This is a genomic window from Actinokineospora sp. NBRC 105648, assembly GCF_030269645.1.
Classification (GTDB): domain Bacteria; phylum Actinomycetota; class Actinomycetes; order Mycobacteriales; family Pseudonocardiaceae; genus Actinokineospora.
The window spans coordinates 56,058-81,263 of the sequence record NZ_BSTR01000018.1 but is presented as its reverse complement, the minus strand read 5'-3'; the positions used below and the strand labels follow the sequence as shown (position 1 = coordinate 81,263).

Here is a 25,206-nt window from a genome sequence, read left to right as displayed (position 1 = left end):
ACCTCCCCCGCCGTCGCTCCCGTTCACCCCCTAGACCGTGCCGCGGCGGGAAAGGTTGCCAAGGTCGGCGGAAAACTTCCGCGCTACCGTCTGGCCATGAGCAAGCCCGCCTTCCACCTGGCCATACCGGTCGACGACCTCGCCGCGGCCCGGCACTTCTACGGCGTCGTCCTGGGCTGTCCCCAGGGCCGCGACAGCGACACCTGGGTCGACTGGGACCTGGCGGGCCACCAGCTCGTCACCCACCTCGCACCCGCGCGCGGGGACGCCGCGACCAACCCGGTCGACGGCCACGGCGTGCCGGTGCCGCACTTCGGCCTGGTGCTCGACGTGCCCGCCTTCCACGAGCTCGCCGATCGGCTGCGCGCGGTGGGCACCGAGTTCGTGATCGAGCCCTACGTCCGCTTCGCCGGCGAGCCGGGGGAGCAGTGGACGATGTTCCTGCGCGACCCGGCGGGCAACGCGCTGGAGTTCAAGGCGCTGGCCGATCCCGGGCTGCTGTTCGCCCGATGAGCCTGGTCGCCCGCACGGTGGCCCAGGGCTTGGCCGGGCCGCGGTCGAGCACCGCGGTCGAGGCGGTCCGGCGCGTGCTCGCGGTGCAGTCGCAGGACGTGCGCGCCGCCCGGCTGGCGGTGCGGGCGCGCACGGGCGGGCTGGTCAAGTCCGATGTGGACGATGCGTGCGCCGCGGGCGCGGTGGTCCGCACCTGGGCGATGCGCGGCACCCTGCACATGCTCGCCACCGAGGACGCGGGCTGGGTCGTGCAGCTGCTCGGGCCGCGCTTCGCGCACGGTCTGCGCGGTCGCCGCCACCGCCTCGGCCTGGACGACGCCCTGGTCGAGCAGGCCGCCGAGGTGATCACCACCGACGTCCCGCGCAGTCGGGCCGAGCTGCTCGCCGACCTGGCCGCCGCGGGCATCGCCCTCGACGCCAAGACCCAGGCCCCGGCGCACCTGATCAGCTACGCCGCGATGACCGGCCGGATCCGGCGCGGACCGGACCGCTCGGACACCGAGCCCACCTACGTCCGCTTCGACCCCGGGCCGGCGGTGGACGAACCGGTGGCCCTCGCCCGCCTCGCCGAGCGCTACCTCGCGGGCCACGCGCCTGCCACCGCCGAGGACTTCGCCGCCTGGTCCGGTTTGCCGCTGGGCAAGGCGCGCACGGCGTTCCGCGGCCTCGACCAACCGCCGATCCCGCCGGACCCCGGGCGCACCGTCCGGCTCCTCGGCCACTTCGACGGCTACCTGCTCGGTTACCGCTCCCGCGACGGCGTTGTCCCGCCGGAGCTGGCCAAGCGCGTCCAGGCGGGAGGCGGGTTCATCATGCCCACCGTCCTGGTCGACGGCCGGGTGGTCGCCACCTGGAAGCAGACCGGGGCCGGTGTGCTGACCGACCCGCCGGTCGACGTCGCCGCCGAGGCCGCCGACCTGGCCCGCTTCCTCAGCGGCGGACCGGGCGACGCAGCCAGGTAGTCCACAGTGGACGGTAGCCGTGCGCGTACCAGAACGGGGTCGAGCGCGGGTTGGGCAGCGCGTGGTGCAGCAAGGTCACCGGCAGGCCCGCTGCGTCGAAGACCGCGTGCGCGTGCGCGGCCAACGCGCTGCCCACCCCGCTGCCGCGCTCGGACGCCGTCACCCCGAGGCACGCCAGGTACCCCACACCGTCGGCGGCGGTGTAGCGCTGCGCCCACGACGAGGTCGGCGGCAGTTGGACGTGCACCAGTCCCACCGCCCGCCCGTCCCGCTCGGCCACCCACACCACCGGTTCGGCCAACCCCAGCAGGTAGACCAGTTGGTTGCGCAGCGCCTCCGCGGTGTCTTCGCGCGGGGTGATCTTGCCGAAGGGGGCGTCGTAGGCCACTACCTCAAGGTTCAGCGCCAGCGCCGCGTCCAGGTCGGCCGCGGTCGCGGCGCGGATCCGCGCGCCCGAATCCCCGGCAGGTCCCGGGCGACCCGCGCGCCGGACCGCGATCACGCTCACCGGCGAGAAACCCCGGCGCACCAACGCCAACACCGCCTCGGTGTCCCGGCTGGGCAGCTCGACCACCGCCGCGCAGTCGGTGTCACCGGGCTCCACCGAGCTGTAGACCAGGTCGAACCACTGGTCCAGCAACGCGCCCAGGCTGCTCGCCTGGTGCGCCCCGGCCAGCCGCACCTCCAGGTTGTGCTTGCGACTCGGTTCCCACGTCCGCGCCGCCGTGCCCACCGCCAACTCCTGGTACCAGGCCACCGCCGCCCCACCGGGCACGCTCAGCGGCGTGCCCGCCCCGGGCGCCAGCGGCGGCGGCGCGGGCAGCAACGGGTCCAGCGCCAGCAGGCGCGCGGCGTGCTCTTCGGCGATCTCCTCTGGCTGCACCCCGACATTCAAGGCCATTCGCGGCCGACCGGGGTCAGCGGAGCGCAGTAACGTCGCGGGCATGGCCGGACCCAGGACAGCGCCCGAGGTGCACGTCGTCGACGCGTTCACCGACCAACCGTTCCGCGGCAACCCGGCCGGGGTCGTGCTGCTGACCGAGGACCGCGACGACGACTGGCGCCAAGCCGTGGCCGCCGAGCTCAACCTCTCCGAGACCGCGTTCGCCGACGTGCGCGGGACCGACCCGATCCCGCTGCGCTGGTTCACCCCGGTGGCCGAGGTCGACCTGTGCGGCCACGCGACCCTGGCCGCGGCGCACGTGCTGGGCGGCGAGCGGCGGTTCGCCACCCGCAGCGGCGTGCTGACCTGCACCCCGACCGCGAACGGCATCGAGCTCGACCTCCCCGCCGACACGCTGCAGCCGGTCGAGCCACCGCCGGTGCTGGTCGCCGCGCTGCCCGGGGTCACCATCGAGCAGGTCGCCCGCGGCCGGGAGGACTTCCTGGTCCGGGTCGCCAGTGCCGACGAGGTGCGGGCCCTGCGACCTGATCTCGCTGCGTTCGCGCGGGAATCCGCCAGAGGAGTGATTGTCACCGCTTCCGGTGATCACCCCGCCGACTTCGTGAGCCGCTGCTTCTACCCGGCGGTCGGGGTCGACGAGGACCCGGTCACCGGCTCGGCGCACTGCACCCTGGCCGCCTACTGGGCGCCGGAACTCGGCAAGTCGTTGCTGGTCGGCAAGCAGCTCTCGGCCCGGGGCGGCACCGTCGGGGTGGCCGTCGACGGCGCGCGCGTACGCCTCACCGGTCGCGCTGTCACCGTTCTCAGCGGCCGTCTCACCTGCTGAGCCCGGACAAAAGTTGGTGTCCGGGAGTAACTAGCACACGTGCCTCTTTCGCCTGATCGGGGTACAGTCAGCTCGCCGTCGGGGGACCTGCCATGCGCGGGTACGGGCCAGCAGGGGCCACTCATCGGCCGTTCGAGGAGGTTGCATGCCGGACCACCCTGGCGCGGCCGATCAGCGTCCGGCAGGTGCGCCGACCGCGGTGGGCCGACCGGTCGGCGGCCAACCGGCCCAAGGCGTTCCGGCCGAGGGCCGAGCGGCGCAGGGGCAGCCCGAGGGCCAGCAGTGGCTCGTCGAGGACCCCGCGCCCAACCGCCGCTTCCTCGCCTTCTCCATCTTGATCCTGGTCTCGGCGATCACCGCCGCCGCGCTGGTCTCCTGGCGGCTGGCGCCGCAGGAGCGCCCGGGGGTCATCTGGATCGGGGTGCTGCTGGCGCTCGGGTTCCTGCTCGCCGAGCAGCTCGCGATCAACGTCGACGTCCGCACCGGCGTGTCCTGGACGATCTCCTTCTCCGAGATCCCGCTCGTCATCGGTCTGTTCGTCGCCCCGTTCGAGGTCGTGCTCGCCGCCCACCTGCTCGCGGGCGTCGGCACCCTGCTGGTCCGCAAGGTCCAGGACCGCATCCTCTACAACGCCGGCGCCATGGTCTTCGAGATCACCTGCGCCTTCGCCGTGGCCGCCTGGGTCAACTCGCTGGGCTACGGGCCCGCCTGGGCCGGTGTGCTCGCCGGCGCGCTGGCCGCGCCGCTCTCCAGCACCCTGCTGGCGCTGGTCTGCGTCCGCATCCTCGGCCGCCGGATGCGCCTGGGCGCCGCCGTCCGCCTGGTCCTGCGCACCCTGGTCCTCGGCCTGGTCAACGCCTCGATGGGCGTGGTGGGCTACCAGGTCGTGGTGCACGCCGAGGCTGGCTGGCCCCTGCTGGTACTCGCTCTCGGCGGTCTCTCCGCGCTCTACATCGCCTACTCCGGGCTGCTCCGCGAGCAGCGCGACCTCGAGGCGCTCTCCGAGGTCAGCCTGGTCGTCGCCCGCTCCGGGCACCAGGCCGCCGCCAAGCCGTCCCTCGGCCTGGCCGACCCGGCCGAGCTGGCCGAGGTGACCGACAACGACGAGTGGCAGGTCATCGCCGACCGGATCAAGGACCAGCTCGGCGCCGCCCGGATCGTGCTGCGGCTGCGCTTCGACCCGCAGCTGCCGCTGCACACCGTGGTCTCCGGCGACGAGCTGCCCGCCGACGTCCACCAGGTCGAGGCCACCGGTTCCCGGGCCGACGCGCTGCTGCGGCTGCCCGGCTCGCACGTGCGGCACTTCCGCCGCGGCGACTCGGTCCCCGAGGTCCGCCACGCGCTGCTGCGCCGCGGCGCCGACGAGGCCCTGGTCGTGCCGCTGCGCAGCGCGAGCCACCTGCTCGGCGTGGTCGAGGCGCACGACAAGCTCTCCCGCTGGCGCGGTTTCGGCCAGGCGGACAACCGGCTCATCGGCACCATGGCCAGCCACCTGGCCACCGCGATGGACAACCGCAGGCTGCTCGCCACCCTGCGCCACGACGCCTACCACGACCCGCTGACCGGCCTGCTCAACCGCCCGGGCTTCCGTCGCATCGCGGGCGAACCCCTGCGCCAGCACCACGAGTCGGTCGTGCTGCGCATCGACCTCGACGTGCTCTCCACCGTCAGCGACGCCCTCGGCTACGCGTGGAGCGACCGGATGGTCGTCGCCGCGGGCCGCAGGCTGCGCGACGCGCTCGGCCCGGACGTGCCGCTGGCCCGGCTCGAGGGCGGCCAGTTCGCCGTCCTGCTCACCGAGACCACCCCCGACGAGGCGCAGGCCATCGCCGAGCGGCTGCGCGCCGGGCTGGCCGCGCCGTACCCGGTGGACCGGCTCACCGTCGAGGCGAACTCCGTCGTCGGCTACTCCACCCCGCGCTCGGGCGAGGGCGACGGCGCGGCGCTCGAGCTCGACGTCGACGCCCTGCTCCAGCGCGCCGACGTGGCGCTGCGCGCGGCCCGCTCCGGCGGCGACACCGTGCGCGCCTACCTGCCCACCATGGGCCAGATCTTCCTGCGCCGCTTCCAGCTGGTCACCCAGTTCCGCTCGGCGCTGGAGAGCGGCCAGGTCAAGGTCCACTACCAGCCCAAGGTCGCGCTGCCGAGCCGCCAGGTGCTCGGCGTGGAGGCGCTGGTCCGCTGGCGCCACCCCGAGTTCGGCAGGCTCGACCCGGACGAGTTCGTGCCCGCGGTCGAGGCGGCGGGCCTGGTCGACGCGCTCACCGGGTTCGTGATGGACCAGTCGCTGATCCGGGTGCGCAAGTGGATGGACCGCGGCCTGCGGATCGCCGCGGCGGTCAACCTGTCCGTGCGCAGCCTCGATGACCCGGCCTTCCCCGACCGCGTCGCCGAGGCCCTGGAACTGCACGGTGTCCCGCCGGAGCTGCTCACCCTGGAGCTGACCGAGTCGGGCGTGATGGCCGACCCGCAGCGCGCCCTGCCGGTGCTGCGCAGGCTGCACGCCCTCGGCGTGGTGCTGGCCGTGGACGACTTCGGCACCGGCTACTCCTCGCTGGCCTACCTGCGCCAGCTGCCGGTCGACGAGGTCAAGATCGACAAGAGCTTCGTGCTCGGCATGGGCACCGATCTCGGCGACCTGGCGGTGGTCCGCTCGATCGTGGAGCTCGGTCACTCACTCGGTCTGACCGTGGTGGCCGAGGGTGTCGAGGACGACGCCGCCCGGGACCAGTTGGCGGGCATGGGTTGCGACGTCGCGCAGGGCTACTTGATCTCCCGCCCGCTCTCCGAGAGCAGGCTGGAAGCGTGGCTGCAGGCCAGGACCACGCAGGCCAGGGGCCTGCGCGACGAGACCGTGCTGACCTTGCTCTCCTAGGCCCACCCCCCGTTTTGGAGCTCTGCGGGGGTATGTGTAAAGTTACGCCCGTCCCCAGGGACAAGGCCCCTTTAGCTCAGTCGGCAGAGCGTCTCCATGGTAAGGAGAAGGTCTACGGTTCGATTCCGTAAAGGGGCTCGACGGTTCGGCCGCGGTACACCGGGAACATCGGCGGTGTGGCGCGGCTTGATCCATGTCAAAGCGGTGTAGCTCAGTCGGTAGAGCAAGCGGCTCATAATCGCTGTGTCGCCGGTTCAAGTCCGGCCACCGCTACGCGATGGGCGACCTGTGTCGATGGAGAGCATCGACTGGATCGCTTCGGCATTGTTCTGGGGGCCGAGCCCCCAGACCCCCAGCCGGGGGCTAGCCCCCGGACCCCCGCCGGGGTCGGCCTGGCGGCCTTCCCGGGACTCTGGTGTTCGGGCGGGGATCGGGCACTAGTTTGGAAGGGTGTTGTCGTGGCCTCTACTGACGTGCGGCCGAAGATCACGCTGGCGTGTGAGGTCTGCAAGCACCGGAACTACATCACCAAGAAGAACCGGCGCAACGACCCGGATCGCCTGGAGATGAAGAAGTTCTGCCCGAACTGCAAGACGCACAACCTGCACAAGGAAACTCGCTGACCTGCGAGTTCCCCACGAGTTCGACGAGGGCCGGTCCACCCCTGGGTGGGCCGGCCCTCGTCGTGGCTTGGGTAGGGTTCGTCCGTGGCGCTTGATCAGTCGTTTGTGGGGCGGACGTACCCGCCGGAGTCGGTGTACGAGGTGGGGCGGGCCAAGATCCGCGAGTTCGCGGAGGCGATCGGCGACCCGCGGCCGGAGTACGTCGACGCCGAGGCCGCCCGGGCCCTCGGGTACACCGACGTGGTGGCGCCGCCGACGTTCACCACGATCGTGAACCTGGCGGCGATCAACCGGATCGTCAGCGACCCGGACCTCGGGCTGGACTACAGCCGGATGGTGCACGGCGACCAGAGCTTCGCCTACCACTCGCCGGTGGTGGCCGGGGACCGGCTGCTGGTCACCAGCACCGTCGAGGCGATCATGAGCCGGGCGGGCAACGACTTCATCACCCTGCGGGCCGACATCGCGACCGAGGGCGGCGAACCGCGGGTCACCGCGCGGGCGCAGTTGGTCGTGCGCGACGCCGAGGAGGCGGGCGAATGAGCGAGCTCACCGTCGGCGACGTGCTGCCGCCGCTGTCCACCCACATCACCCGGGCCGACCTCGTGCGCTACGCCGGGGCCGCGCTCGACTTCAACCCGATCCACTGGAACGAGGCGTTCGCCCGCGGCGTCGGGCTGCCCGACGTGATCGCGCACGGCATGCTCACCATGGCCCTGGCGGGCCGGGTGCTCACCGCGTGGGGGCTGGGCGAGCTGGTCACCTACTCGGCCCGCTTCACCCGCCCCGTGGTGGTCCCCAACGACGACACCGGCGCGCTGCTGGAGCTGACCGGCAAGATCGGAGCGGTCAACGACGACGGCACCGTCCGGGTCAACCTGGACGCCAAGTTCGACGGCCGCTCGGTCCTGGGCAAGGCGATCGCGATCGTCCGGCCCGCTTGAGCACTCCGCCCCCGGCTCATCCGCCGGGGGCGGTTCATCTAGATTTCACGCGTGACGGCATCTGAACTCATCTCTTTCGCCCGCGGCGCCCCCTCCCTCGACATCATCGATGTGGCAGGCCTCAAGGCCGCCGCGGACGCCGCACTCACGCAAGACCCCGGCGGTGCCCTCGGTTACGGCACCGCGATCGGCTACCCCCCGCTGCGCAAGCTGCTCGCCGAGTGGCACGGCGTCGCCGAGGACCAGGTGCTGGTCACCAACGGCTCCATGCAGGCCGACGCGTTCCTCTTCGACGAGCTCGTCGTCGCGGGGCAGCCGGTCGTCGTGGAGCGCCCCACCTACGACCGCACCCTGCTGGGCCTGCGCGACCGCGACGCCGACGTGCGCCCGGTGTCCCTGGACGTCGACGGGATCGATGTCGAGGAGCTCGCGGGCCTGCTCGAGGGCGGCCTGCGCCCGACCTTCGCCCACATCATCCCGAACTTCCAGAACCCGGCCGGCTACACGCTGAGCCTGGCCAAGCGCAAGCGCTTGCTGGAGCTGGCCGGGCAGTACGACTTCGTCATCTTCGAGGACGACCCGTACGTCAAGATCCGCTTCGCCGGCGAGCCGCTGCCGACCATGCTCGAGCTCGACGAGGGCCGCGGCCGCGTGGTCTACGCCAGCTCGTTCTCCAAGACGGTGGCCCCCGGTGTCCGGGTCGGCTACATCGTCGGCTCGGCCGAGCTGGTGGGCCGGGTGCGCGTGCGCGCGACCAACACCTACATCTCGCCGAACATGCTCGCCCAGGCGATCGTGCACCGGTTCACCGCCGACGGCGGCGTCGACCGGTCGGTGGCCGTGGTGAACGCCGCGCTCGCCGAGCGGGTCAAGACCCTCTGCGACGCGCTGTCCCGGCACCTGCCGCAGGCGAGGTTCACCGCCCCCGAGGGCGGCTACTTCATGTGGGTCGACCTCGGCGAGGGCGTCGACGTGGCCAAGCTGCTCCCGGCCGCCGAGGCGCTCGGGGTCACCTTCGTCAAGGGCACCGACTTCCTGCTCGAGGGCGGGGAGTCGACCCTGCGCCTGGCCTACTCGGGGGTGCGCGTCGACCAGATCGAAGAGGGCGTCTCCCGCCTGGCCGCGGCGCTGCGCTCGCTGCAGGGCTGACCGGCGCCGGTTCGCCGTGACCGCGGTCGCGGCGAACCGGCAGGTCAGCAGCTCGCGGCGGGATCGATTTCGAGGCGGGCGCGGCGGTGCCGTATGCTCCCGTGCTTGGAACGACCTGACCGTCCCCGCGGTGGCTCGCCTCCAGCGCTGATCCGGTGGTGGCTACTATGGTGGGGATGGTCAAGTGTGTGTCCGAACGTGGGTCAAGCCCTTGGTGGCCCGCGAAGGGGTGTAGCTCAATTGGCAGAGCAGCGGTCTCCAAAACCGCAGGTTGCAGGTTCGATTCCTGTCGCCCCTGCGTTTGACGTCCGGTCCGGCTGATCCCGCGCCGGACCGGGAACCCACTGAGTGGAGGATGGCGTGGCCGAGGACAAGGAGCGGGAAGAGGGGCAGGCGCAGGAGCGTCCCTCTCGTCCGGTCACCGCCGCTGCCCGGCGTGAGCGCCGCGGCACGGCTCGCCCCGCCGCGCGCAAGGACGCCGAGGGCAAGCCGGAGCCGCGGGCCAAGGCCCGCGCCGAGAAGGCCGACTCCGCCTCCTCCACCGCCGCGGACCGCAAGGGCCGCCCGACTCCCACCCGCGACCGCAAGGAGGAGAAGGGCTCGATCTTCGCCCGCCTCTTCCGGTTCCTCCGCGAGGTCGTCGCCGAACTGCGCAAGGTCATCTGGCCCACGCGCAAGCAGATGGTCACCTACACCGCCGTGGTGCTGGTGTTCGTCGCGTTCATGGTGGCGCTGGTCGCGGGCCTCGACCTTGCCCTGGGCAAGGGCGTGTTCTGGCTCTTCGGCTGAGTTCGCGCCCTCCGCGCGGCGGCCTGCCGGGACACGAGATGCACGAAAGGAAGCGAGACCGACCGTGACCTCCGAGAACGGCACCGCCGCCGGGAGCGACCTCACCAGCCTCTCCGACGACGAGGTCATCAGCGCCGAGCAGGACGGTGGCGCCGACGAGGCGGCCGAGGCTGCGGAGTTCGACCCCGAGACCGCCCCGTCGATCGACGAGGCCCCCGCCGACCCGGCCGCCGAGATGCGCGACGCCCTGCGTTCCGCGCCCGGTGACTGGTACGTGGTGCACTCCTACGCGGGCTACGAGAACAAGGTCAAGACCAACCTCGAGACCCGGATCCAGACCCTCGACCAGGAGGAGTTCATCTTCCAGGTCGAGGTGCCGACCGAAGAGGTCACCGAGATCAAGAACGGCCAGCGCAAGCTGGTGCAGCGCAAGGTGCTGCCCGGCTACATCCTGGTCCGGATGGACCTCAACGACGCCTCCTGGTCCGCGGTCCGCAACACCCCGGGGGTCACCGGTTTCGTCGGTGCCACCTCCAAGCCGTCGCCGCTGACCATCGACGAGGTGCTCAAGTTCCTCCTCCCGCAGGTCGAGGAGGCCAAGCCGAGCGCGGCCAAGGGCTCGTCGAACGCCGCCTCGCGCGGCCCGGCGGTCGAGGTCGACTTCGAGGTCGGCGAGTCGGTCACCGTCATGGACGGCCCGTTCGCCACGCTGCCCGCCACGATCAGCGAGGTCAACGCCGACGGGCAGAAGCTGAAGGTCCTGGTGTCGATCTTCGGCCGGGAGACCCCGGTCGAGCTCTCGTTCACCCAGGTCTCCAAGATCTGACCGGTCCGGGCACGGACCGGGCGGCCACGGCGGGCGCAGCCATTCGCCCGCCGTGGACATCGCGCCGCCTGGCGGCGGCGCACCCGACTGCAACAGGAAGCACGAAATGCCACCCAAGAAGAAGAAGCTCGCAGCGATCATCAAGCTGCAGATCAAGGCGGGCCTGGCCAACCCGGCCCCGCCGGTCGGCCCCGCGCTGGGCCAGCACGGCGTCAACATCATGGAGTTCTGCAAGGCCTACAACGCCGCGACCGAGTCGCAGCGGGGCACCGTGGTGCCGGTCGAGATCTCCGTGTTCGAGGACCGCTCGTTCGACTTCAAGCTCAAGACCCCGCCCGCGGCCAAGCTGCTGCTCAAGGCCGCCGGGATCGAGAAGGGCTCGGCCGAGCCGCACGTCAAGAAGGTCGCCAAGGTCACCTGGGACCAGGTCCGCGAGATCGCCGAGACCAAGAAGACCGACCTGAACGCGATCGACATCGACCAGGCCGCCAAGATCATCGCCGGCACCGCCCGCTCGATGGGCATCACGGTCGAATAGCAGTACCCCGCACTCCGTGGGAGGGCCACGCGCCGGCTCGCACCACAACTGATCCGCGACGACCGGGTACTTCCTGTCCCGGCTCGCACACAAGACTAGGAACAGCAATGGCAAAGCGCAGCAAGGCCTATCGCGAGGCCGCCGAGCTGATCGACCGCGAGCGGCTCTACAGCCCGCTCGAGGCCGCCCAGCTCGCCAAGGAGACCTCCAAGGTGAAGCTGGACGCGACCGTCGAGGTCGCCATCCGGCTCGGTGTCGACCCGCGCAAGGCCGACCAGATGGTCCGCGGCACGGTCAACCTGCCGCACGGCACCGGCAAGACCGCCCGCGTCATCGTCTTCGCCACCGGCGACAAGGCCGCCGAGGCCGAGGCCGCGGGCGCCGACGCGGTCGGCTCCGAAGACCTGATCGAGCGCATCCAGGGCGGCTGGCTCGACTTCGACGCCGCCATCGCCACCCCCGACCAGATGGCCAAGGTCGGTCGCATCGCCCGCATCCTCGGCCCGCGCGGCCTGATGCCGAACCCGAAGACCGGCACGGTGACCCCGGACGTCACCAAGGCGGTCAACGAGATCAAGGGCGGCAAGATCAACTTCCGGGTGGACAAGCAGTCCAACCTGCACCTGGTGATCGGCAAGGTCTCCTTCGACCAGGCCAAGCTCGTGGAGAACTACGCCGCCGCCCTCGACGAGGTCATGCGCGCCAAGCCCTCGGCGGCCAAGGGCCGGTTCCTCCGCAAGATCACCTTCTCCACCACCATGGGCCCCGGCATCCCGGTCGACCCGACCCGCCTGCGCAACCTCCTCGAAGAGGACGCGTCGGTCTAAGCACGCTGGCACAAGAGGGTGGTCCGCTCCGGCGGACCACCCTTTTGGCTTTTCACGAGAAGGTGGAGCCGGAGGACCGCAGCCCTCGGCGGTTCTTGAAGAGAAGTCGACTCCGCTGGTACCGGCGGCCCCCGACGCTCTCTGCTCGATCTGGTGGACTGCCTTTGTGTGGGGTGGGGGACCCTGCAAACTTGCTGTGGCGTGGGGATCCCTTCACCCCTCCCTTTTTCCCCACGCAGGGTTCCTAGGGGCCCCGCACAAAGGCAGTCCACCAGATCGAGCCCACCTCTTCACTTGTGGGCACCTCAAGCGGCGGGACACCAGAGGGCGGTCGGCGACCTTGCCCGTGGGCACGCACGGGTGCGACCTCAGCCGGTTGGGGGGCTGGCGTCAGCCGGGCACGGCGAGGACTCGGCCTCGTGCCGGGAGATGATCCACTGCTGGCCGCGCGACTCCGGGATGACCCGCAGCGTGAACCGCCCCAGGCGGGGGCCGCCGACGACCTCCAAGTCGCAGGAGCTCACCACGACCGTGCCGTCGGCACCCGGCGTCAGGTCCACCGTGATCGGGACGCGGACCTCGGCGTAGTTGTTGACCTGGCCCTTCTCCACCTCGCCGTGCAGCCGGTGGATGGCCGAGACGCAGTCGGGGGCGTTGAAGTGGCGGGCGAACTGGTCCTCGACCTCCAGGGTCTCCAACCTGCCGCAGGCGTCCTTGGCGATGTCCTGGGCGACGTTGTCGTAGAACGCCCGCACCGCCTCCTTGGCGCTGGTGGCGAAGAGCAGGGTGTTCTTCGTCCGCTGGCCGCCGGTCTCGGACGCCGGTTTGTCCTCGTCCGGGTTGCCGAAGTAGTGGTCGTAGGCCCAGGACAGGGCGAGCAGCACGACCAGCAGGAACACCAGCCGCCGGAACCAGCGGTTCAGCAGGACGCGCAGCCACAACGGCCTGCGCCTGCGCGGCGACGGGCCCTCCGGCAGCTCTCCCTGCGTCCGCTGGAACTCCTGGAAGCGCTGGAACTCCTGGAACTGCCGCCACTGCTCGTCACCGGGAACACCGGCCGGGGGCGGGCCCGGCGGCCGGATGGCGGGCGGGCCGCTGATCGGCTGGTCGCGTTCCGGGTGCTCGTGATCGGCCATGACCAACATCATGCCGTGTCCGGGACCCCGATTTGGTGGCGGCGGCGGCCTGGGCGTACTGTTGCCCCTGGTTCACCGAAGACCGCTGGTTGCTCCAGTGCCGCGAGGCGCCGGAGCCGAAGGTCCCGCAGCAGCGGGCGGCCCGCGCAGGAGGACGAGGTTCGTAGTGAGTGCCCAGCACTCTCCCACGCCCCGTGCCATCTGCGCCGGGGCGTTTGTCGTTGCACGACCCTCGGGTGCCGGCGATTTCCCCCGCATCACGAGAGGAGGCGACCCATGGCGAAGCCCGCAAAGGTGAGTGCAGTCGCCGAGATCGCGGACAAGTTCCGCTCCAGCTCGGCAACCGTCGTCACCGAGTACACCGGCCTCACCGTGGCCCAGCTGACCACGCTGCGTCGCGCTCTCGGCTCTGGCACGTCCTACCGCGTCGCCAAGAACACCCTCGTCAAGCGGGCTGCCGCCGACGCGGGTGTGTCCGGCCTCGACAGCCTGTTCCTGGGCCCCACCGCGATCGCCTTCGTCGAGGGTGAGCCGGTGGACGCCGCGAAGGTGCTCCGCGACTTCGCGAAGGACAACAAGGGCCTGGTCATCAAGGGCGGCTACATGGACGGCCGCGCGCTCACGGTGGAAGAGGTCGCGCAGATCGCCGACCTCGACAGCCGTGAGGTCCTGCTCGCCAAGCTGGCGGGCGCGATGAAGGGCAACCTCGCCAAGGCCGCCGGGCTGTTCAACGCCCCGGCCTCGCAGATCGCCCGCCTGGCCGCTGCCCTGCAGGAGAAGAAGGCCGCCGAAGGCGGTGCCGAGGCTCCCGCCGAGGACGCTGCAGCCGAGAGCTGATTTACCACCCGGAAATGGACCGCGCCCGCTTGACCGGGTGTGTTTAGTGAAAGGAACGCCATCATGGCGAAGCTCAGCACCGACGAGCTGCTCGACGCTTTCAAGGAGATGACTCTCCTCGAGCTCTCGGCGTTCGTGAAGCAGTTCGAGGAGACCTTCGAGGTCACCGCCGCCGCTCCGGTCGCCATCGCCGCCGCAGGCCCGGGCGCTGCCCCGGTCGAGGCCGCCGAGGAGCAGGACGAGTTCGACGTCGTCCTCGAGGCCGCAGGCGACAAGAAGATCCAGGTCATCAAGGTCGTCCGCGAGGTCGTCTCGGGCCTGGGCCTCAAGGAGGCCAAGGAGCTGGTCGAGGCCGCTCCGAAGGCCGTCCTGGAGAAGGTCGCCAAGGAGGCCGCCGAGGCCGCCAAGGAGAAGCTCGAGGCCGCTGGCGCCAAGATCACCATCAAGTGATCTAGCCCCACTGCTCGAAACAGGGTCCGACACCGCACGGTGTCGGGCCCTGTTTCTTTTGCCACCGCGCCCCGGGGTTCCCTGCTTCCCCTACGCCAAGTGTGACTACGGGCTGTATCCCCTTGTCAAGGCGGGAAAGATGCCTTGACAAGGGGATACAGCCCGTGTTTTTGGCTGCGTATGGGATGCAGGGGCGGGAGTGGTCGGCGGGGTGGGGTTTTGTGGGCGGCCTGCGGGTGCGTAGCGGAGGCCGGCCGGTGGGGTGGGGACGGGTCGGCGGGGTGGCTGGGGTCGGAGGTGGGAACGGGGGCGGCTGGCCGGGGTGGGGCCGGGGGTGGTGAGACCCAGATGGGCGATCGCGGAAGGATCCGAGTACTTTTCCAACTCGGCAGTAACTTCGCGAGTAACCAGTGCGGGTCGCCGTCGTTGCACCTCAGTGACAGCGGTGATCAGGCCCACGCCGGTCATCGCCGCGGTACGAGGGAGGTTCGATGGGCGCCGAGGTGGTCATCGAGGGGCTGACGAAGTCCTTCGGGAACCAGGCCATCTGGCGGGATGTCACGCTGACCCTGCCGCCCGGTGAGGTCTCGGTCATGCTCGGGCCGTCGGGCACCGGCAAGTCCGTGTTCCTCAAGTCGATGATCGGCCTGCTCAAGCCCGACCGGGGCCGGTGCGTCATCAACGGTGTGGACATCGTGACGTGCAGCGAGGCGAAGCTGTACGAGACCCGCAAGCTCTTCGGCGTGCTGTTCCAGGACGGCGCGCTGTTCGGCTCGATGAACCTGTTCGACAACGTGGCCTTCCCGCTGCGCGAGCACACCAAGAAGTCCGAGGCCGAGATCAAGCGGATCGTGCTGGACAAGCTCGAGCTGACCGGTCTGCAGGGCGCGGAGAAGAAGCTCCCCGGTGAGATCTCCGGCGGTATGCGCAAGCGCGCCGGACTGGCCCGGGCGCTGGTGCTCGACCCGGAGATCATCCTGTGCGACGAGCCGGACTCCGGCCTGGACCCGGTCCGCACGGCCTACCTGAGCCAGCTGCTGATCGACCTCAACGCCCAGATCGACGCCACCATCCTGATCGTCACGCACAACATCAACCTGGCCCGGACGGTGCCGGACAACCTGGGCATGCTCTTCCGCAAAGAACTGGTCATGTTCGGCCCGCGCGAGGTGCTGCTGACCAGCGACGAGCCGGTGGTCGAGCAGTTCCTCAACGGCCGGCGCCTCGGTCCGATCGGCATGTCCGAGGAGAAGGACGCCGCGCAGATGGCGCAGGAGCAGGCGCACGCCGACGCGGGTCACTCCGACGGCTCCTCCACCGAGGACCTGCGCGGGATCGTGCCGCAGATCGAGCCGACCCCGGGGCTGCCGGAGCGCCAGGCCGTGCGCCGCCGCAAGGACCGGGTCATGCGGATCCTGCACGAGCTGCCCGCCGCGGCGCAGGAGGGCATCATCGCCTCGCTGACCGACGCCGAGCGCGCCCGCTACAACGTGCACTCCCACCGGGTCCCGGCCACCGTTTCTCCAAGTCCCGTGTCGCCGAGCCCCTGGCCTCGGCAGGCGCCGGAGCAGTTCAGCGGCGACCTGGGGGAGACCCAGGAGATCGCCGAGCTGCCCCGCACGAGCTGGTCACCGCCCGGTGGTCGCGGATGACCGCCGGGGCCGCCAAGAAGTCCGACTTCCCGGGCGCGGGGGCGCTGCGCGAGACCGGGCGGCTGTTCGCGCTCGGCCTCGACGTCGTGGTCAACATCTTCCGGCGCCCGTTCCAGACCCGGGAGTTCATCCAGCAGTGCTGGTTCATCGCCAGCGTGACGATCCTGCCCACCGCGCTGGTCGCGATCCCGTTCGGCGCGATCGTGGCGCTGCAGCTGGGCACGCTGATCGTGCAGCTGGGCGCGCAGTCGTTCACCGGCGCGGCCAGCGTGCTGGCGATCATCCAGCAGGCCGCGCCGCTGGTCACCGCGCTGCTGGTGGCCGGTGCGGGCGGCTCGGCGATCTGCGCCGACATCGGCTCGCGCACCATCCGCGAGGAGATCGACGCCATGGAGGTGCTCGGCGTCTCCCCGGTGCAGCGGCTGGTCGTGCCCAGGGTGCTGGCCGCGATGCTGGTGGCGGTGCTGCTCAACGGCCTGGTCAGCGTGGTCGGGGTGATGGGCGGCTACTTCTTCAACGTGGTCCTCCAGGGCGGTACCCCGGGTGCCTACCTGGCCAGCTTCTCCGCGCTGGCCCAGCTGCCGGACCTGTGGATCAGCGAGCTCAAGGCGCTGATCTTCGGCTTCATCGCCGGGGTGGTGGCCGCCTACCGCGGCCTCAACCCCAAGGGCGGCCCCAAGGGCGTCGGCGACGCGGTCAACCAGTCCGTGGTGATCACGTTCCTGCTGCTGTTCTTCGTCAACTTCGTGCTGACCGCGGTCTACCTGCAGGTCGTCCCGGCGAAGGGGAGCTGAGCATGGCCTCGATCGGCAACTCCGCCCGGCGCGCGGCGCGCAAGACCATCGACCGTCCACTCCAGACGCTGGACCAGCTCGGCGACCAGCTCTCCTTCTACATCCGGGCCATCGCCTGGATCCCGCGCGCGCTGCGCCGCTACACCCGCGAGACCATGCGCCTGCTGGCCGAGGTCAGCTTCGGCAGCGGCGCGCTCGCGGTCATCGGCGGCACGGTCGGGGTGATGGTCGGGCTCACCGTGTTCACCGGGGTCGTGGTCGGCCTGCAGGGCTACGCCGCGCTCGACCAGATCGGCACCGCCGCGTTCTCCGGGTTCGCCTCGGCCTACATCAACACCCGGGAGATCGCGCCGCTGGTCGCGGGCCTGGCGCTCTCGGCCACCGTCGGCTCCGGCTTCACCGCGCAGCTGGGCGCGATGCGGATCTCCGAGGAGATCGACGCGCTCGAGGTGATGGCCGTGCCCAGCCTGCCGTTCCTGGTGACCACCCGGATCATCGCGGGCTTCATCGCGGTCATCCCGCTCTACATCATCGGGCTGCTGACCTCGTACCTCGCGTCCAGGACGATCACCGTCTACTTCTACGGCCAGTCGGCGGGCACCTACGACCACTACTTCAACCTCTTCTTACCCCCGGAGGACGTGTTCTGGTCCTTCGGCAAGGTGCTGATCTTCGCGGTGATCATCATCCTGTCGCACTGCTACTACGGCTACACCGCCAGCGGCGGCCCGGCCGGGGTCGGCATCGCGGTGGGCCGGGCGGTGCGCACCACCATCGTCACCGTCGCGCTGGTCAACTTCTTCATCGGCTTCGCGATCTGGGGCACCACCACGACGGTGCGGATCGCGGGATGAGCGGCGGCCTCGGGCAGGTGATCAAGCGCAGGCTCTACGGGCTGGCGTTCCTCGCGCTGGTCGCGGGCCTGGTGAGCCTGAGCATCGCGATGTACAACAAGGCGTTCACTGCGGTCGACTCGGTCACCCTGACCACCGACAAGGTCGGCAACCAGTTGGCCGTGCACTCCGATGTGAAGGTGCGCGGGCTGATCGTCGGCGAGGTCCGCAAGATCACCCCGACCGCGACCGGCGCCGAGCTCGACCTGGCGATCGACCCGGAGAAGATCGACGTCATCCCGAGCAACGTCTCGGCCCGCTTCCTGCCCAAGACGCTGTTCGGCGAGCGCTACGTCGCGCTGCAGATCCCGGAGAACGCGGCGCCGACCACGCTGGCCGCGGGCGACCGGATCACCCAGGACACCTCGGTCAAGGCGGTCGAGCTGGAGCAGGCGTTGGAGAGCCTGCTGCCGGTGCTCCAGGCGGTCCAGCCGCAGAAGCTGTCCAGCACGCTCACCGCGATCTCCACCGCCCTCGAGGGCCGTGGCAAATCGCTCGGTGACACCCTGTCCGACCTGGGCGAACTCGTCGGCGACCTCAACCCGCACCTGCCCAAGCTGCAGCAGGACCTGCGCACGCTGGCCACGGTCACCGACACCTACAGCGACGCCGCGCCCGACCTCGTGCAGGCACTCACCGACCTCACTGTGACGTCCAAGACCGTCGCCGACCAGCGCGCGAACCTCGACTCGCTGTTCGCCACCACGACCACCGCCGCGCGCGACCTGGAGTCGTTCCTGCGGGTCAACAAGAACAACCTGATCCAGCTCACCGACTCCTCGCGGCCCACGCTGGAGACACTGGCGCGCTACTCGCCCGAGTACCCGTGCCTGCTGCAGCTGCTCTCCGAGGACGTCGACGCCCTCGACACCGCGCTGGGCAAGGGCACCAACCAGCCCGGTCTGCACGCCACGATCGAGATCACCGTCAACCGCGGCCCGTACAAGCCCGGTGTCGACACCCCGCGCTACGACGAGGACCGCGGCCCGCGCTGCTACGACTTCACCAAGTTCCCCTCGCCGTTCCCGCAGTCCCCGCCCGACGGCCCGCTCAAGGACGGCGCGTCCAGCCCCGCGGCCGCCCGCTCCACACAGGACGGTCTGCTGCCCGGCGCGAACACCGCCAACCTCGGGCAGACCTCGCCGAGCTCGGCGGCCGACACCGACGGCCTGGGCATCGCCAACTCCCCGCAGGAGGCCGCCTTCATGCAGCAGCTGCTCGCGCCGGGCCTGGGGGTCGACGACCCGCGGCAGGTGCCCGGCTGGAGCACGCTGCTGCTCGGCCCGGCCTTCCGCGGCGCGGAGGTGAGCATCCGGTGAGGAGCCTCGTCCCGCCGCTGATCAAGCTGGCCGTGTTCATGGTGGTCACCATCGCGGCCACCGGCGTGCTCGCGATCAGCATCGCCAACACCAACCTCAGCGCCACCAACAGCTACGCGGCGCGCTTCTCCGACGCCACGCTGCTGCTGCCCGGCGACGACGTGCGCATCGCGGGTGTCCGGGTGGGCCAGGTCGAGGAGGTCGCGGTCGCCGACCGCACGCAGGCCCAGGTCACCTTCTCCGTCGACGCGGGCCGCAAGCTGCCCGCCTCGGTCACCGCGCAGATCAAGTTCCGCAACCTGGTGGGCCAGCGCTACGTCGCGCTCAGCCAGGGCCCGGGCTACGACCCGAACGCCGTGCTCAACCCCGGCGACACGATCCCGATGGCCCGCACCAGGCCGGCGCTGGACCTGACCGAGCTGTTCAACGGGTTCAAGCCGTTGTTCCAGGCGCTCTCGCCCGACGACGTGAACAAGCTGTCCTACGAGATCATCCAGGTCCTGCAGGGCGAGGGCGGCACGGTGGAGAACCTGCTGACCCACACGGCGTCGCTGACCACCACGCTCGCCGACAAGGACAAGGTGATCGGCGAGGTGATCGGCAACCTCAACGGCGTGCTCACCGCGGTCAACTCCCGCGGCGAGGAGCTCTCCCAGCTCGTGGTCCAGGTGCAGCAGCTGGTCAGCGGCCTGGCCGAGGACCGCAAGCCGATCGGTGACGCCATCGACGCGCTCGGCGGCCTGGCCACCACCACCTCCGGGCTGCTGGAGCAGGCCCGCGAGCCGCTCAAGCAGGACATCGCCGCGCTGGGCTCGCTGACGAACAACCTCAACGACAACGAGCAGGTCGTCGAGCACTTCATCCAGTTCCTGCCGCAGAAGACCGCCGCGCTCACCCACACCGTCAGCTACGGCTCGTGGTTCAACTTCTACCTGTGCGAGGCCAGCGGGGAGATCAGCGTGCCCGGCCTGATCACCACGCCGATCAACCTGCCGCTGCTCCCGGCCAGCCAGGCGAGGTGTTCCGGATGAAGCCGTTCCGCTCGCGCAACCCGATCCCGATCGGCCTGGTCAGCCTGCTGACCATCGGCCTGGTCCTGCTCGCCGCGGTCTACTCCGACGACCTGCCGGTGATCGGTGGCGGTACCACCTACAGCGCCGAGTTCAGCGAGGCGGCGGGCCTGCAGGCCGACGACGAGGTCCGGGTCGCGGGCATCAAGGTCGGCAAGGTGTCCGATGTGGAGCTCGACCGGGACCGGGTGGTGGTCAGCTTCAAGGTCAAGGACGCCTGGATCGGCGACCGCACCCGGGCCGCCATCAAGATCAAGACGTTGCTGGGCCAGAAGTTCCTGGCCCTGGAGCCCGACGGCGGCGCGGTGCTCGACCCGGGCACGCGGATCCCGCGCGAGCGGACCACGGCGCCCTACGACGTGCTCGAGGCCTTCCGCGGCCTGGCCGAGACGGTCAACGACGTCGACACCACCCAGCTCGCCAAGAGCTTCGAGGTGATCTCGCAGACCTTCGCCGACACCCCCGACGACGTGCGCGGCGCGCTCAACGGCCTGCAGTCCCTGTCCCGCACCATCTCCTCGCGGGACAAGGAACTGGCCACCCTGCTGGACAACACCAAGCAGATCAGCAAGACCCTGGCCGACCGCGACGCCGAGGTGGTCAAGCTGCTCACCGACGGCAACCTGCTGCTCGGCGAGATCAACAACCGCAAGAAGGCCATCACGGCGCTGCTGACCGGCACGCAGGCCCTCTCGACGGAGCTGCAGGGCCTGGTCAGCGACAACAGCGCCCAGCTCGGGCCGGTGCTGCAGAGCCTCGACCAGCTCACCGCGATGCTCCAGCGCAACCAGGACTCGCTCGCCGCGGGGATCAAGAACTTCGCCCCGTTCGCCCGCCAGTTCAACAACGCGATCGGCAACGGCCGCTGGTTCGACAACTACATCTGCGGGCTGCTGCCGCCGTCGCTGGGCCCGATCAACCAGCCGGGCTGCTTGGGGGACCCCGCATGAGCACCTTCGCCAGCAAGGCGGGCCGCGACACCGCGCGCCTGGTCGCCATCGCCTGCGTGCTCGGGCTGGTCCTCGCCGCTGCGCTGTGGTGGCTGCTGCGGGAGCCGAACCAGAAGCGCTACACCGCCGAGTTCACCGGCGTGGTCGGCCTCTACGAGGCCAACGACGTGCGGGTGCTCGGCGTCAAGGTCGGCGTCGTCGACAAGGTCACCCCGCGCGGCGACCACGTGGTGGTGGAGATGCTGGTCGACCGCACGGTCGACGTGCCCGCCGACGCGAGCGCCGTGATCGTGGCGCCGTCGCTGGTCTCCGACCGCTACGTCCAGCTCGCCCCGGCCTTCACCGGCGGCGCGGTGCTGGCCACCGGCGCGGTGATCCCCCGCGCGCGGACCTCCACGCCGCTGGAGGTCGACGACCTCTACGCCAGCCTCACCCGGGTCAGCGAGGCCCTGGGCCCGAACGGCGCCAACAAGAACGGCGCGCTCTCGGACCTGCTCAACACCCTGGCCAAGAACCTCGACGGCAACGGCCAGGCGGTGCACGACACCGTCACCCAGCTCTCCCAGCTCAGCAGCACCCTGTCGGGCAACTCCGACGACCTGTTCGCCACCATCACCCAGCTGCAGAAGTTCACGACCACCCTGGCGGGCAGCGACGGCCAGGTGCGCCAGTTCGGCGACCAGCTCGCCGAGGCGTCGAAGTTCCTGGCCGGTGAACGCGGCAACCTCGCCGCCGCGGTCGACCAGCTCGGCGTCGCGCTGGGCACCGTGCAGCAGTTCATCAACGACAACCGCGGCCGGATCAAGTCCAATGTGGACAAGCTGGCCACGGTCACCCAGGTCCTGGTCGACCAGCGCGCGGCGCTCGCCGAGACCCTGGACATCGCCCCGCTGGCGCTGAGCAACGTGATCAACACCTACAACGCCTCCTCGGGCACCCTCGACGCCAGGGCCAACCTCAACGAGCTGGCCCAGCCGCCGATCGTGACCGTGTGCAAGCTGGTCCGCCAGGGCACCGCCAAGCCGCTGCCGACCACGCTGGCCGACCTGTGCGACCAGCTCGCACCGGTCGTCCAGGGCCTCGTGCCGCTCCAGTCGCCCGCCCAGATCATCGACGGGCTGCGCACCGGCAAGCTGCCCACCCTGCCGCTGCCGCTGGTCGGCGACCTTTACGGCACCGGGGGCACCCGATGACCCGGATCAAGGCCGCGGCGCTGCTGGCCGCGGCGGCGCTCACCCTCTCCGGCTGCGGCTTCAGCGGCATCTACGACCTGCCGCTGCCCGGCGGCGCCGACCTGGGCGACCAGCCGTACCGGGTCGAGGTCGAGTTCCGCGACGTGCTCGACCTGGTCCCGCAGTCCGGGGTCAAGGTCAACGAGGTCACCGTCGGCCGGGTCGACTCGATCGGCTTCGCCGCGGACGGCTGGACCGCCGAGGTCACCGTGCTGGTCAACGGCGGTGTCGAGCTGCCCGCCAACGCCTTCGCCAAGCTGCGCCAGTCCAGCCTGCTCGGCGAGAAGTACGTCGAGCTGTCGGCGCCGCCCAGCGGCCAGGCCGCGGGCAGGCTCGCCGACGGCGCCCGCATCCCGCTGGAGCGCACGAACCGCAACACCGAGGTCGAAGAGGTCCTCGGCGCGCTGTCGCTGCTGCTCAACGGTGGCGGTGTCGAGCAGCTGCGCGCCATCACCCGGGAGCTGAACGCGGCCACCGAGGGCAACGAGTCCAACATCCGCGCCCTGCTGGACAACGTGAACACCATGGTGACCACGCTGGACGCGGGCAAGTCCGACATCACCCGCGCCCTCGACGGGATCAACCGGCTGGCCAGCACGCTCAACGGGCAGAAGGACCAGATCACCGGCGTGATCGACGACATCGGCCCCGGCCTCAAGGTGCTCACCGACCAGCGCCGCCAGCTGGTGACCATGCTGCAGAGCCTCGACTCGCTCTCCGGGGTCGCGGTCGACACGGTCAACAAGAGCCAGGCCGACCTGGTCGCCGACCTCAAGGCGCTCACCCCGACCCTGCAGAAGCTCGGCGAGGCGGGCAACAACCTGCCCAAGGCGCTGGAGCTGCTGCTGACCTTCCCGTTCACCGACCAGGCGGTGAAGGGCGTCAAGGGCGACTACTTCAACCTCTACGCCAAGATCGACCTCAACCTGCAGAGCGTGCTGGACAACCTCAGCCGCACCCGGCAGAACCCGCTGCAGGACGTCCCGATCATCGGCGGCGCCACCAACGGCAGCACCGGCGTGCCCGCGGCCACCGCGCCCGCCCCGCTCCCGCTGCCCGCGCTGAGCGTCCCCACCCTGCCGGTGCCGGTCCCGGGGGTGCCGCAGACGCCGCAGACAGGCGTGAGCAGCATCTTCGACATCCTGCTGGGAGGCGGTCGCTGATGCTGACCAAGAGGGTTCGCCTGCAGCTGCTCGCGTTCTTCGTGATCGCCGTGGTCTCGGTGGTCTACGCCGCGTTCCGGTTCACCGACGTCGGCCGCGTCTTCGGCGCGAACGGCTACCAGGTCAGGATGGAACTGGTCGACTCCGGCGGCATCTTCACCAACGCCGAGGTCACCTACCGGGGCGTGAACGTCGGCCGGGTCGGCGAGATCCGGCTTACCCACGGGGGCATGGACGTCCAGCTCAACATCGATCCGTCCGCCCCGGACATCCCAGCGGACCTCGACGCCGTGGTGGCCAACCGGTCGGCCGTCGGGGAGCAGTTCGTCGACCTGCGCCCGCGCGCCGAGGGCGGCACCCTGCTTGCCGACGGGTCGGTGATCCCGTCCGGCCGGACGACCACCCCGGTCAGCACCGACACCGTCATCCGCGACCTCAACGGCCTGGCCACCTCGGTGCCCACCGAGTCGCTGCGCACCGTGGTCGACGAGCTGGACAAGGCGTTCTCCGGCACCGGCCAGGACCTGCAGGTGCTCATCGACACCGCGGGGGAGTTCACCCAGGTGGCCAGGGACAACCTGCCGCAGACGATCAAGCTGATCGACGACGGCGCGATCGTGCTGGGCACCCAGGCCGCGCAGTCGGGCAACATCAAGTCCTTCGCGGGCGACCTGCGTGCGCTCTCCGCCCAGCTGCGCGAGTCGGACCCCCAGCTGCGCACCCTGATCGCGGCCACCCCGGGCACCGCGGCGGCGATCACCGGGCTGCTGCGCGAGTCCGGGCAGGGCCTGGGCGTGGTCATGGCCAACCTGCTGACCACGTCGAACATCCTGCTCAGCCGGGTCGACGGCCTGGAGCTGGCGCTGGTGGCCTACCCGGTGGTCGCCGTCGGCCCCAAGACCGTGGTGCCCGGCGACGGCACCGCGCACCTGGGCCTGGCGCTCAACCTGTTCGACCCGCCCAGCTGCACCCGCGGCTACGAGACCACCAAGCGCCGCGACGGCGACGACACGGCGGCGACCCCGGCCAACGGGCAGGCCTACTGCGCCGAGCCGGTCGGCAGCCCGATCAACGTGCGCGGATCGCAGAACGCGCCGTTCGGCGGGAAGCCGGTCGAGCCGACCGCCGAGGAGCTCGCGGCGAGCCAGAACCGCTCCCAGGAGCAGTTGGCCGCGATGGCGCAGAACAGCGTGCCCGGCACCGTTACCCAACCGGGAATCGGCGGACTCGCCGACCTCGCGGGCCTGCTGGGCCTGGGGCGCTAACCTACCCTCCGGTACACGCTGATCCCGCCACCCGACCGCCGCCACAACTCCAGAACCGCCCACCCCCGCCTATCCGCTGGAGCGCCATGACCACCACGGACACCGGAGAGCCGACGGAGCAGGTCGACGCTCCTCGGCAGGCCCCGGTGCGACGTCGCGGACCGAGCTACCTGGTGATCGTCCTGTCCGCGCTGGCGCTGGTCGCCGCGGGGTTCGCGGTGTGGTTCGCGGTCGCCTGGGTCACCGCGGGCAACGACGACGACCTCGACATCGCCCGGATGCGCGACGAGGTCGCCCGGGTCGGCAGCGCCGCCATCGTCACCCTGAACACGCTCGACTACCGCCAGGTCGACCAGGACCTCGACCGCTGGGTCAGCACCTCAACCGGCCAGCTGCGCGACGAGGTCACCAGCAGGCGGGCGTCGAGCAAGAGCACCATCGAGCAGGCCAAGACGGTCACCACCGCCACCGTGCTCAAGATCGCGGTCACCAGCCTGGCGGACCGCGAGGGCAAGGCCGAGGTCATCGCCGCGGTCCGGGTCGAGGTCACCCCGGAGGGCAAGGCCGCCACCCCGAAGTACCTGCGCATCCAGGCCACCCTCGACCGCACCGCGGACGGGTGGAAGCTCAGCGGTATCGGCTACGTGCCGTTCACCCCAGCCGGATAGC

26 protein-coding genes and 3 tRNA genes are annotated in these 25,206 nt (G+C 70.8%); 27 read left to right on the top strand and 2 right to left on the bottom strand.

What is annotated here, in order from left to right; genetic code table 11:
• Positions 1-96 precede the first annotated feature (96 nt).
• Together QSK30_RS17850 and QSK30_RS17845 are read left to right on the top strand one after the other, a co-directional pair.
• A complete protein-coding gene (locus QSK30_RS17850; protein WP_285504150.1) occupies positions 97-513 on the top strand; it encodes a VOC family protein in 417 nt (138 codons plus the stop codon).
• Complete coding sequence (locus QSK30_RS17845; protein ID WP_285504148.1) at positions 510-1,475, top strand: winged helix DNA-binding domain-containing protein; 966 nt, start codon at positions 510-512, stop codon at positions 1,473-1,475. The genes QSK30_RS17850 and QSK30_RS17845 overlap by 4 nt, the downstream gene beginning before the upstream one ends.
• On the opposite strand, the gene QSK30_RS17840 is transcribed toward QSK30_RS17845, so the two are convergent.
• Positions 1,444-2,358 carry a GNAT family N-acetyltransferase gene (locus QSK30_RS17840; protein WP_285504145.1) on the bottom strand — a complete coding sequence of 305 codons (915 nt, stop codon included), beginning with the start codon at positions 2,356-2,358 and terminating at the stop codon, positions 1,444-1,446. The two genes, QSK30_RS17845 and QSK30_RS17840, sit on opposite strands and share 32 nt — an antisense overlap.
• Before the next feature lie 61 nt (positions 2,359-2,419).
• Between QSK30_RS17840 and QSK30_RS17835 the strand changes: the two genes are divergently transcribed.
• The 13 genes from QSK30_RS17835 (at position 2,420) to rplA (ending at position 11,776) form a co-directional block, all read left to right on the top strand.
• A complete protein-coding gene (locus QSK30_RS17835; RefSeq protein WP_285504143.1) occupies positions 2,420-3,205 on the top strand; it encodes a PhzF family phenazine biosynthesis protein in 786 nt (261 codons plus the stop codon).
• Positions 3,206-3,350: 145 nt separating this feature from the next.
• Positions 3,351-6,080 (top strand): putative bifunctional diguanylate cyclase/phosphodiesterase, encoded by a 2,730-nt coding sequence (locus QSK30_RS17830; protein ID WP_285504142.1) that lies wholly within the window; start codon positions 3,351-3,353, stop codon positions 6,078-6,080.
• 65 nt (positions 6,081-6,145) lie between these two features.
• Positions 6,146-6,218 (top strand) — tRNA-Thr (locus QSK30_RS17825).
• Between the two features lie 62 nt (positions 6,219-6,280).
• Positions 6,281-6,353: transfer RNA gene (locus QSK30_RS17820), tRNA-Met, on the top strand.
• A gap of 185 nt (positions 6,354-6,538) precedes the next feature.
• Positions 6,539-6,703, top strand: a complete 165-nt coding sequence (rpmG, locus tag QSK30_RS17815; RefSeq protein WP_285504139.1) for a 50S ribosomal protein L33 — start codon at positions 6,539-6,541, stop codon at positions 6,701-6,703.
• A gap of 84 nt (positions 6,704-6,787) precedes the next feature.
• Positions 6,788-7,246: a MaoC family dehydratase N-terminal domain-containing protein gene (locus QSK30_RS17810; protein ID WP_285504137.1), complete on the top strand. Its 459-nt coding sequence runs from the start codon at positions 6,788-6,790 to the stop codon at positions 7,244-7,246.
• A complete protein-coding gene (locus QSK30_RS17805; protein WP_285504136.1) occupies positions 7,243-7,647 on the top strand; it encodes a MaoC/PaaZ C-terminal domain-containing protein in 405 nt (134 codons plus the stop codon). The genes QSK30_RS17810 and QSK30_RS17805 overlap by 4 nt, the downstream gene beginning before the upstream one ends.
• Positions 7,648-7,698: 51 nt before the next feature.
• Entirely contained in the window at positions 7,699-8,796 is a 1,098-nt protein-coding gene (locus QSK30_RS17800; RefSeq protein WP_285504134.1) for an aminotransferase-like domain-containing protein, read from the top strand.
• Positions 8,797-9,021: 225 nt separating this feature from the next.
• Positions 9,022-9,094, top strand: a tRNA-Trp gene (locus tag QSK30_RS17795).
• A 62-nt stretch (positions 9,095-9,156) separates the two neighbouring features.
• Positions 9,157-9,585, top strand: coding sequence for a preprotein translocase subunit SecE (gene secE / locus QSK30_RS17790; protein WP_285504132.1), 429 nt, complete (start codon positions 9,157-9,159; stop codon positions 9,583-9,585).
• 64 nt (positions 9,586-9,649) lie between these two features.
• A complete protein-coding gene (gene nusG, locus QSK30_RS17785) occupies positions 9,650-10,411 on the top strand; it encodes a transcription termination/antitermination protein NusG (RefSeq protein ID WP_285504130.1) in 762 nt (253 codons plus the stop codon).
• 106 nt (positions 10,412-10,517) lie between these two features.
• On the top strand, positions 10,518-10,949 hold the full coding sequence (gene rplK, locus QSK30_RS17780) for a 50S ribosomal protein L11 (RefSeq protein WP_285504129.1): 432 nt from the start codon (positions 10,518-10,520) through the stop codon (positions 10,947-10,949).
• A gap of 107 nt (positions 10,950-11,056) precedes the next feature.
• Positions 11,057-11,776, top strand: coding sequence for a 50S ribosomal protein L1 (gene rplA, locus QSK30_RS17775; RefSeq protein WP_285504128.1), 720 nt, complete (start codon positions 11,057-11,059; stop codon positions 11,774-11,776).
• A gap of 368 nt (positions 11,777-12,144) precedes the next feature.
• Here rplA and QSK30_RS17770 read toward each other — a convergent pair whose 3' ends face one another.
• The gene (locus tag QSK30_RS17770; RefSeq protein WP_285504127.1) at positions 12,145-12,912 is read right to left on the bottom strand and encodes a hypothetical protein; all 768 of its coding nucleotides are present in this window, start codon (positions 12,910-12,912) and stop codon (positions 12,145-12,147) included.
• Between the two features lie 276 nt (positions 12,913-13,188).
• On the opposite strand from QSK30_RS17770, the gene rplJ reads away from it, so the two are divergent.
• The 12 genes from rplJ to QSK30_RS17710 all read left to right on the top strand — a co-directional run bounded on the left by rplJ (position 13,189) and on the right by QSK30_RS17710 (position 25,205).
• Complete coding sequence (gene rplJ, locus QSK30_RS17765) at positions 13,189-13,749, top strand: 50S ribosomal protein L10 (RefSeq protein ID WP_285504126.1); 561 nt, start codon at positions 13,189-13,191, stop codon at positions 13,747-13,749.
• 63 nt (positions 13,750-13,812) lie between these two features.
• On the top strand, positions 13,813-14,199 hold the full coding sequence (rplL, locus tag QSK30_RS17760) for a 50S ribosomal protein L7/L12 (protein WP_285504124.1): 387 nt from the start codon (positions 13,813-13,815) through the stop codon (positions 14,197-14,199).
• Between the two features lie 491 nt (positions 14,200-14,690).
• Positions 14,691-15,851 (top strand): ABC transporter ATP-binding protein, encoded by a 1,161-nt coding sequence (locus QSK30_RS17755; RefSeq protein ID WP_285504122.1) that lies wholly within the window; start codon positions 14,691-14,693, stop codon positions 15,849-15,851.
• The gene (locus QSK30_RS17750) at positions 15,848-16,645 is read left to right on the top strand and encodes an MlaE family ABC transporter permease (protein WP_285504120.1); all 798 of its coding nucleotides are present in this window, start codon (positions 15,848-15,850) and stop codon (positions 16,643-16,645) included. Before QSK30_RS17755 ends, QSK30_RS17750 begins: the two co-directional genes overlap by 4 nt.
• A 2-nt stretch (positions 16,646-16,647) precedes the next feature.
• Positions 16,648-17,499: an MlaE family ABC transporter permease gene (locus QSK30_RS17745; RefSeq protein ID WP_285504118.1), complete on the top strand. Its 852-nt coding sequence runs from the start codon at positions 16,648-16,650 to the stop codon at positions 17,497-17,499.
• Positions 17,496-18,857, top strand: coding sequence for an MCE family protein (locus tag QSK30_RS17740; RefSeq protein ID WP_285504116.1), 1,362 nt, complete (start codon positions 17,496-17,498; stop codon positions 18,855-18,857). Before QSK30_RS17745 ends, QSK30_RS17740 begins: the two co-directional genes overlap by 4 nt.
• On the top strand, positions 18,854-19,888 hold the full coding sequence (locus tag QSK30_RS17735) for an MCE family protein (RefSeq protein ID WP_285504114.1): 1,035 nt from the start codon (positions 18,854-18,856) through the stop codon (positions 19,886-19,888). The genes QSK30_RS17740 and QSK30_RS17735 overlap by 4 nt, the downstream gene beginning before the upstream one ends.
• Entirely contained in the window at positions 19,885-20,877 is a 993-nt protein-coding gene (locus tag QSK30_RS17730) for an MCE family protein (protein WP_285504112.1), read from the top strand. The genes QSK30_RS17735 and QSK30_RS17730 overlap by 4 nt, the downstream gene beginning before the upstream one ends.
• A complete protein-coding gene (locus tag QSK30_RS17725) occupies positions 20,874-22,070 on the top strand; it encodes an MCE family protein (protein WP_285504111.1) in 1,197 nt (398 codons plus the stop codon). The genes QSK30_RS17730 and QSK30_RS17725 overlap by 4 nt, the downstream gene beginning before the upstream one ends.
• The gene (locus QSK30_RS17720) at positions 22,067-23,272 is read left to right on the top strand and encodes an MCE family protein (protein WP_285504110.1); all 1,206 of its coding nucleotides are present in this window, start codon (positions 22,067-22,069) and stop codon (positions 23,270-23,272) included. Before QSK30_RS17725 ends, QSK30_RS17720 begins: the two co-directional genes overlap by 4 nt.
• On the top strand, positions 23,272-24,537 hold the full coding sequence (locus QSK30_RS17715) for an MCE family protein (RefSeq protein WP_285504108.1): 1,266 nt from the start codon (positions 23,272-23,274) through the stop codon (positions 24,535-24,537). The genes QSK30_RS17720 and QSK30_RS17715 overlap by 1 nt, the downstream gene beginning before the upstream one ends.
• Before the next feature lie 86 nt (positions 24,538-24,623).
• Positions 24,624-25,205, top strand: a complete 582-nt coding sequence (locus tag QSK30_RS17710) for an Rv1363c family protein (protein ID WP_285504106.1) — start codon at positions 24,624-24,626, stop codon at positions 25,203-25,205.
• Position 25,206 lies beyond the last annotated feature (1 nt).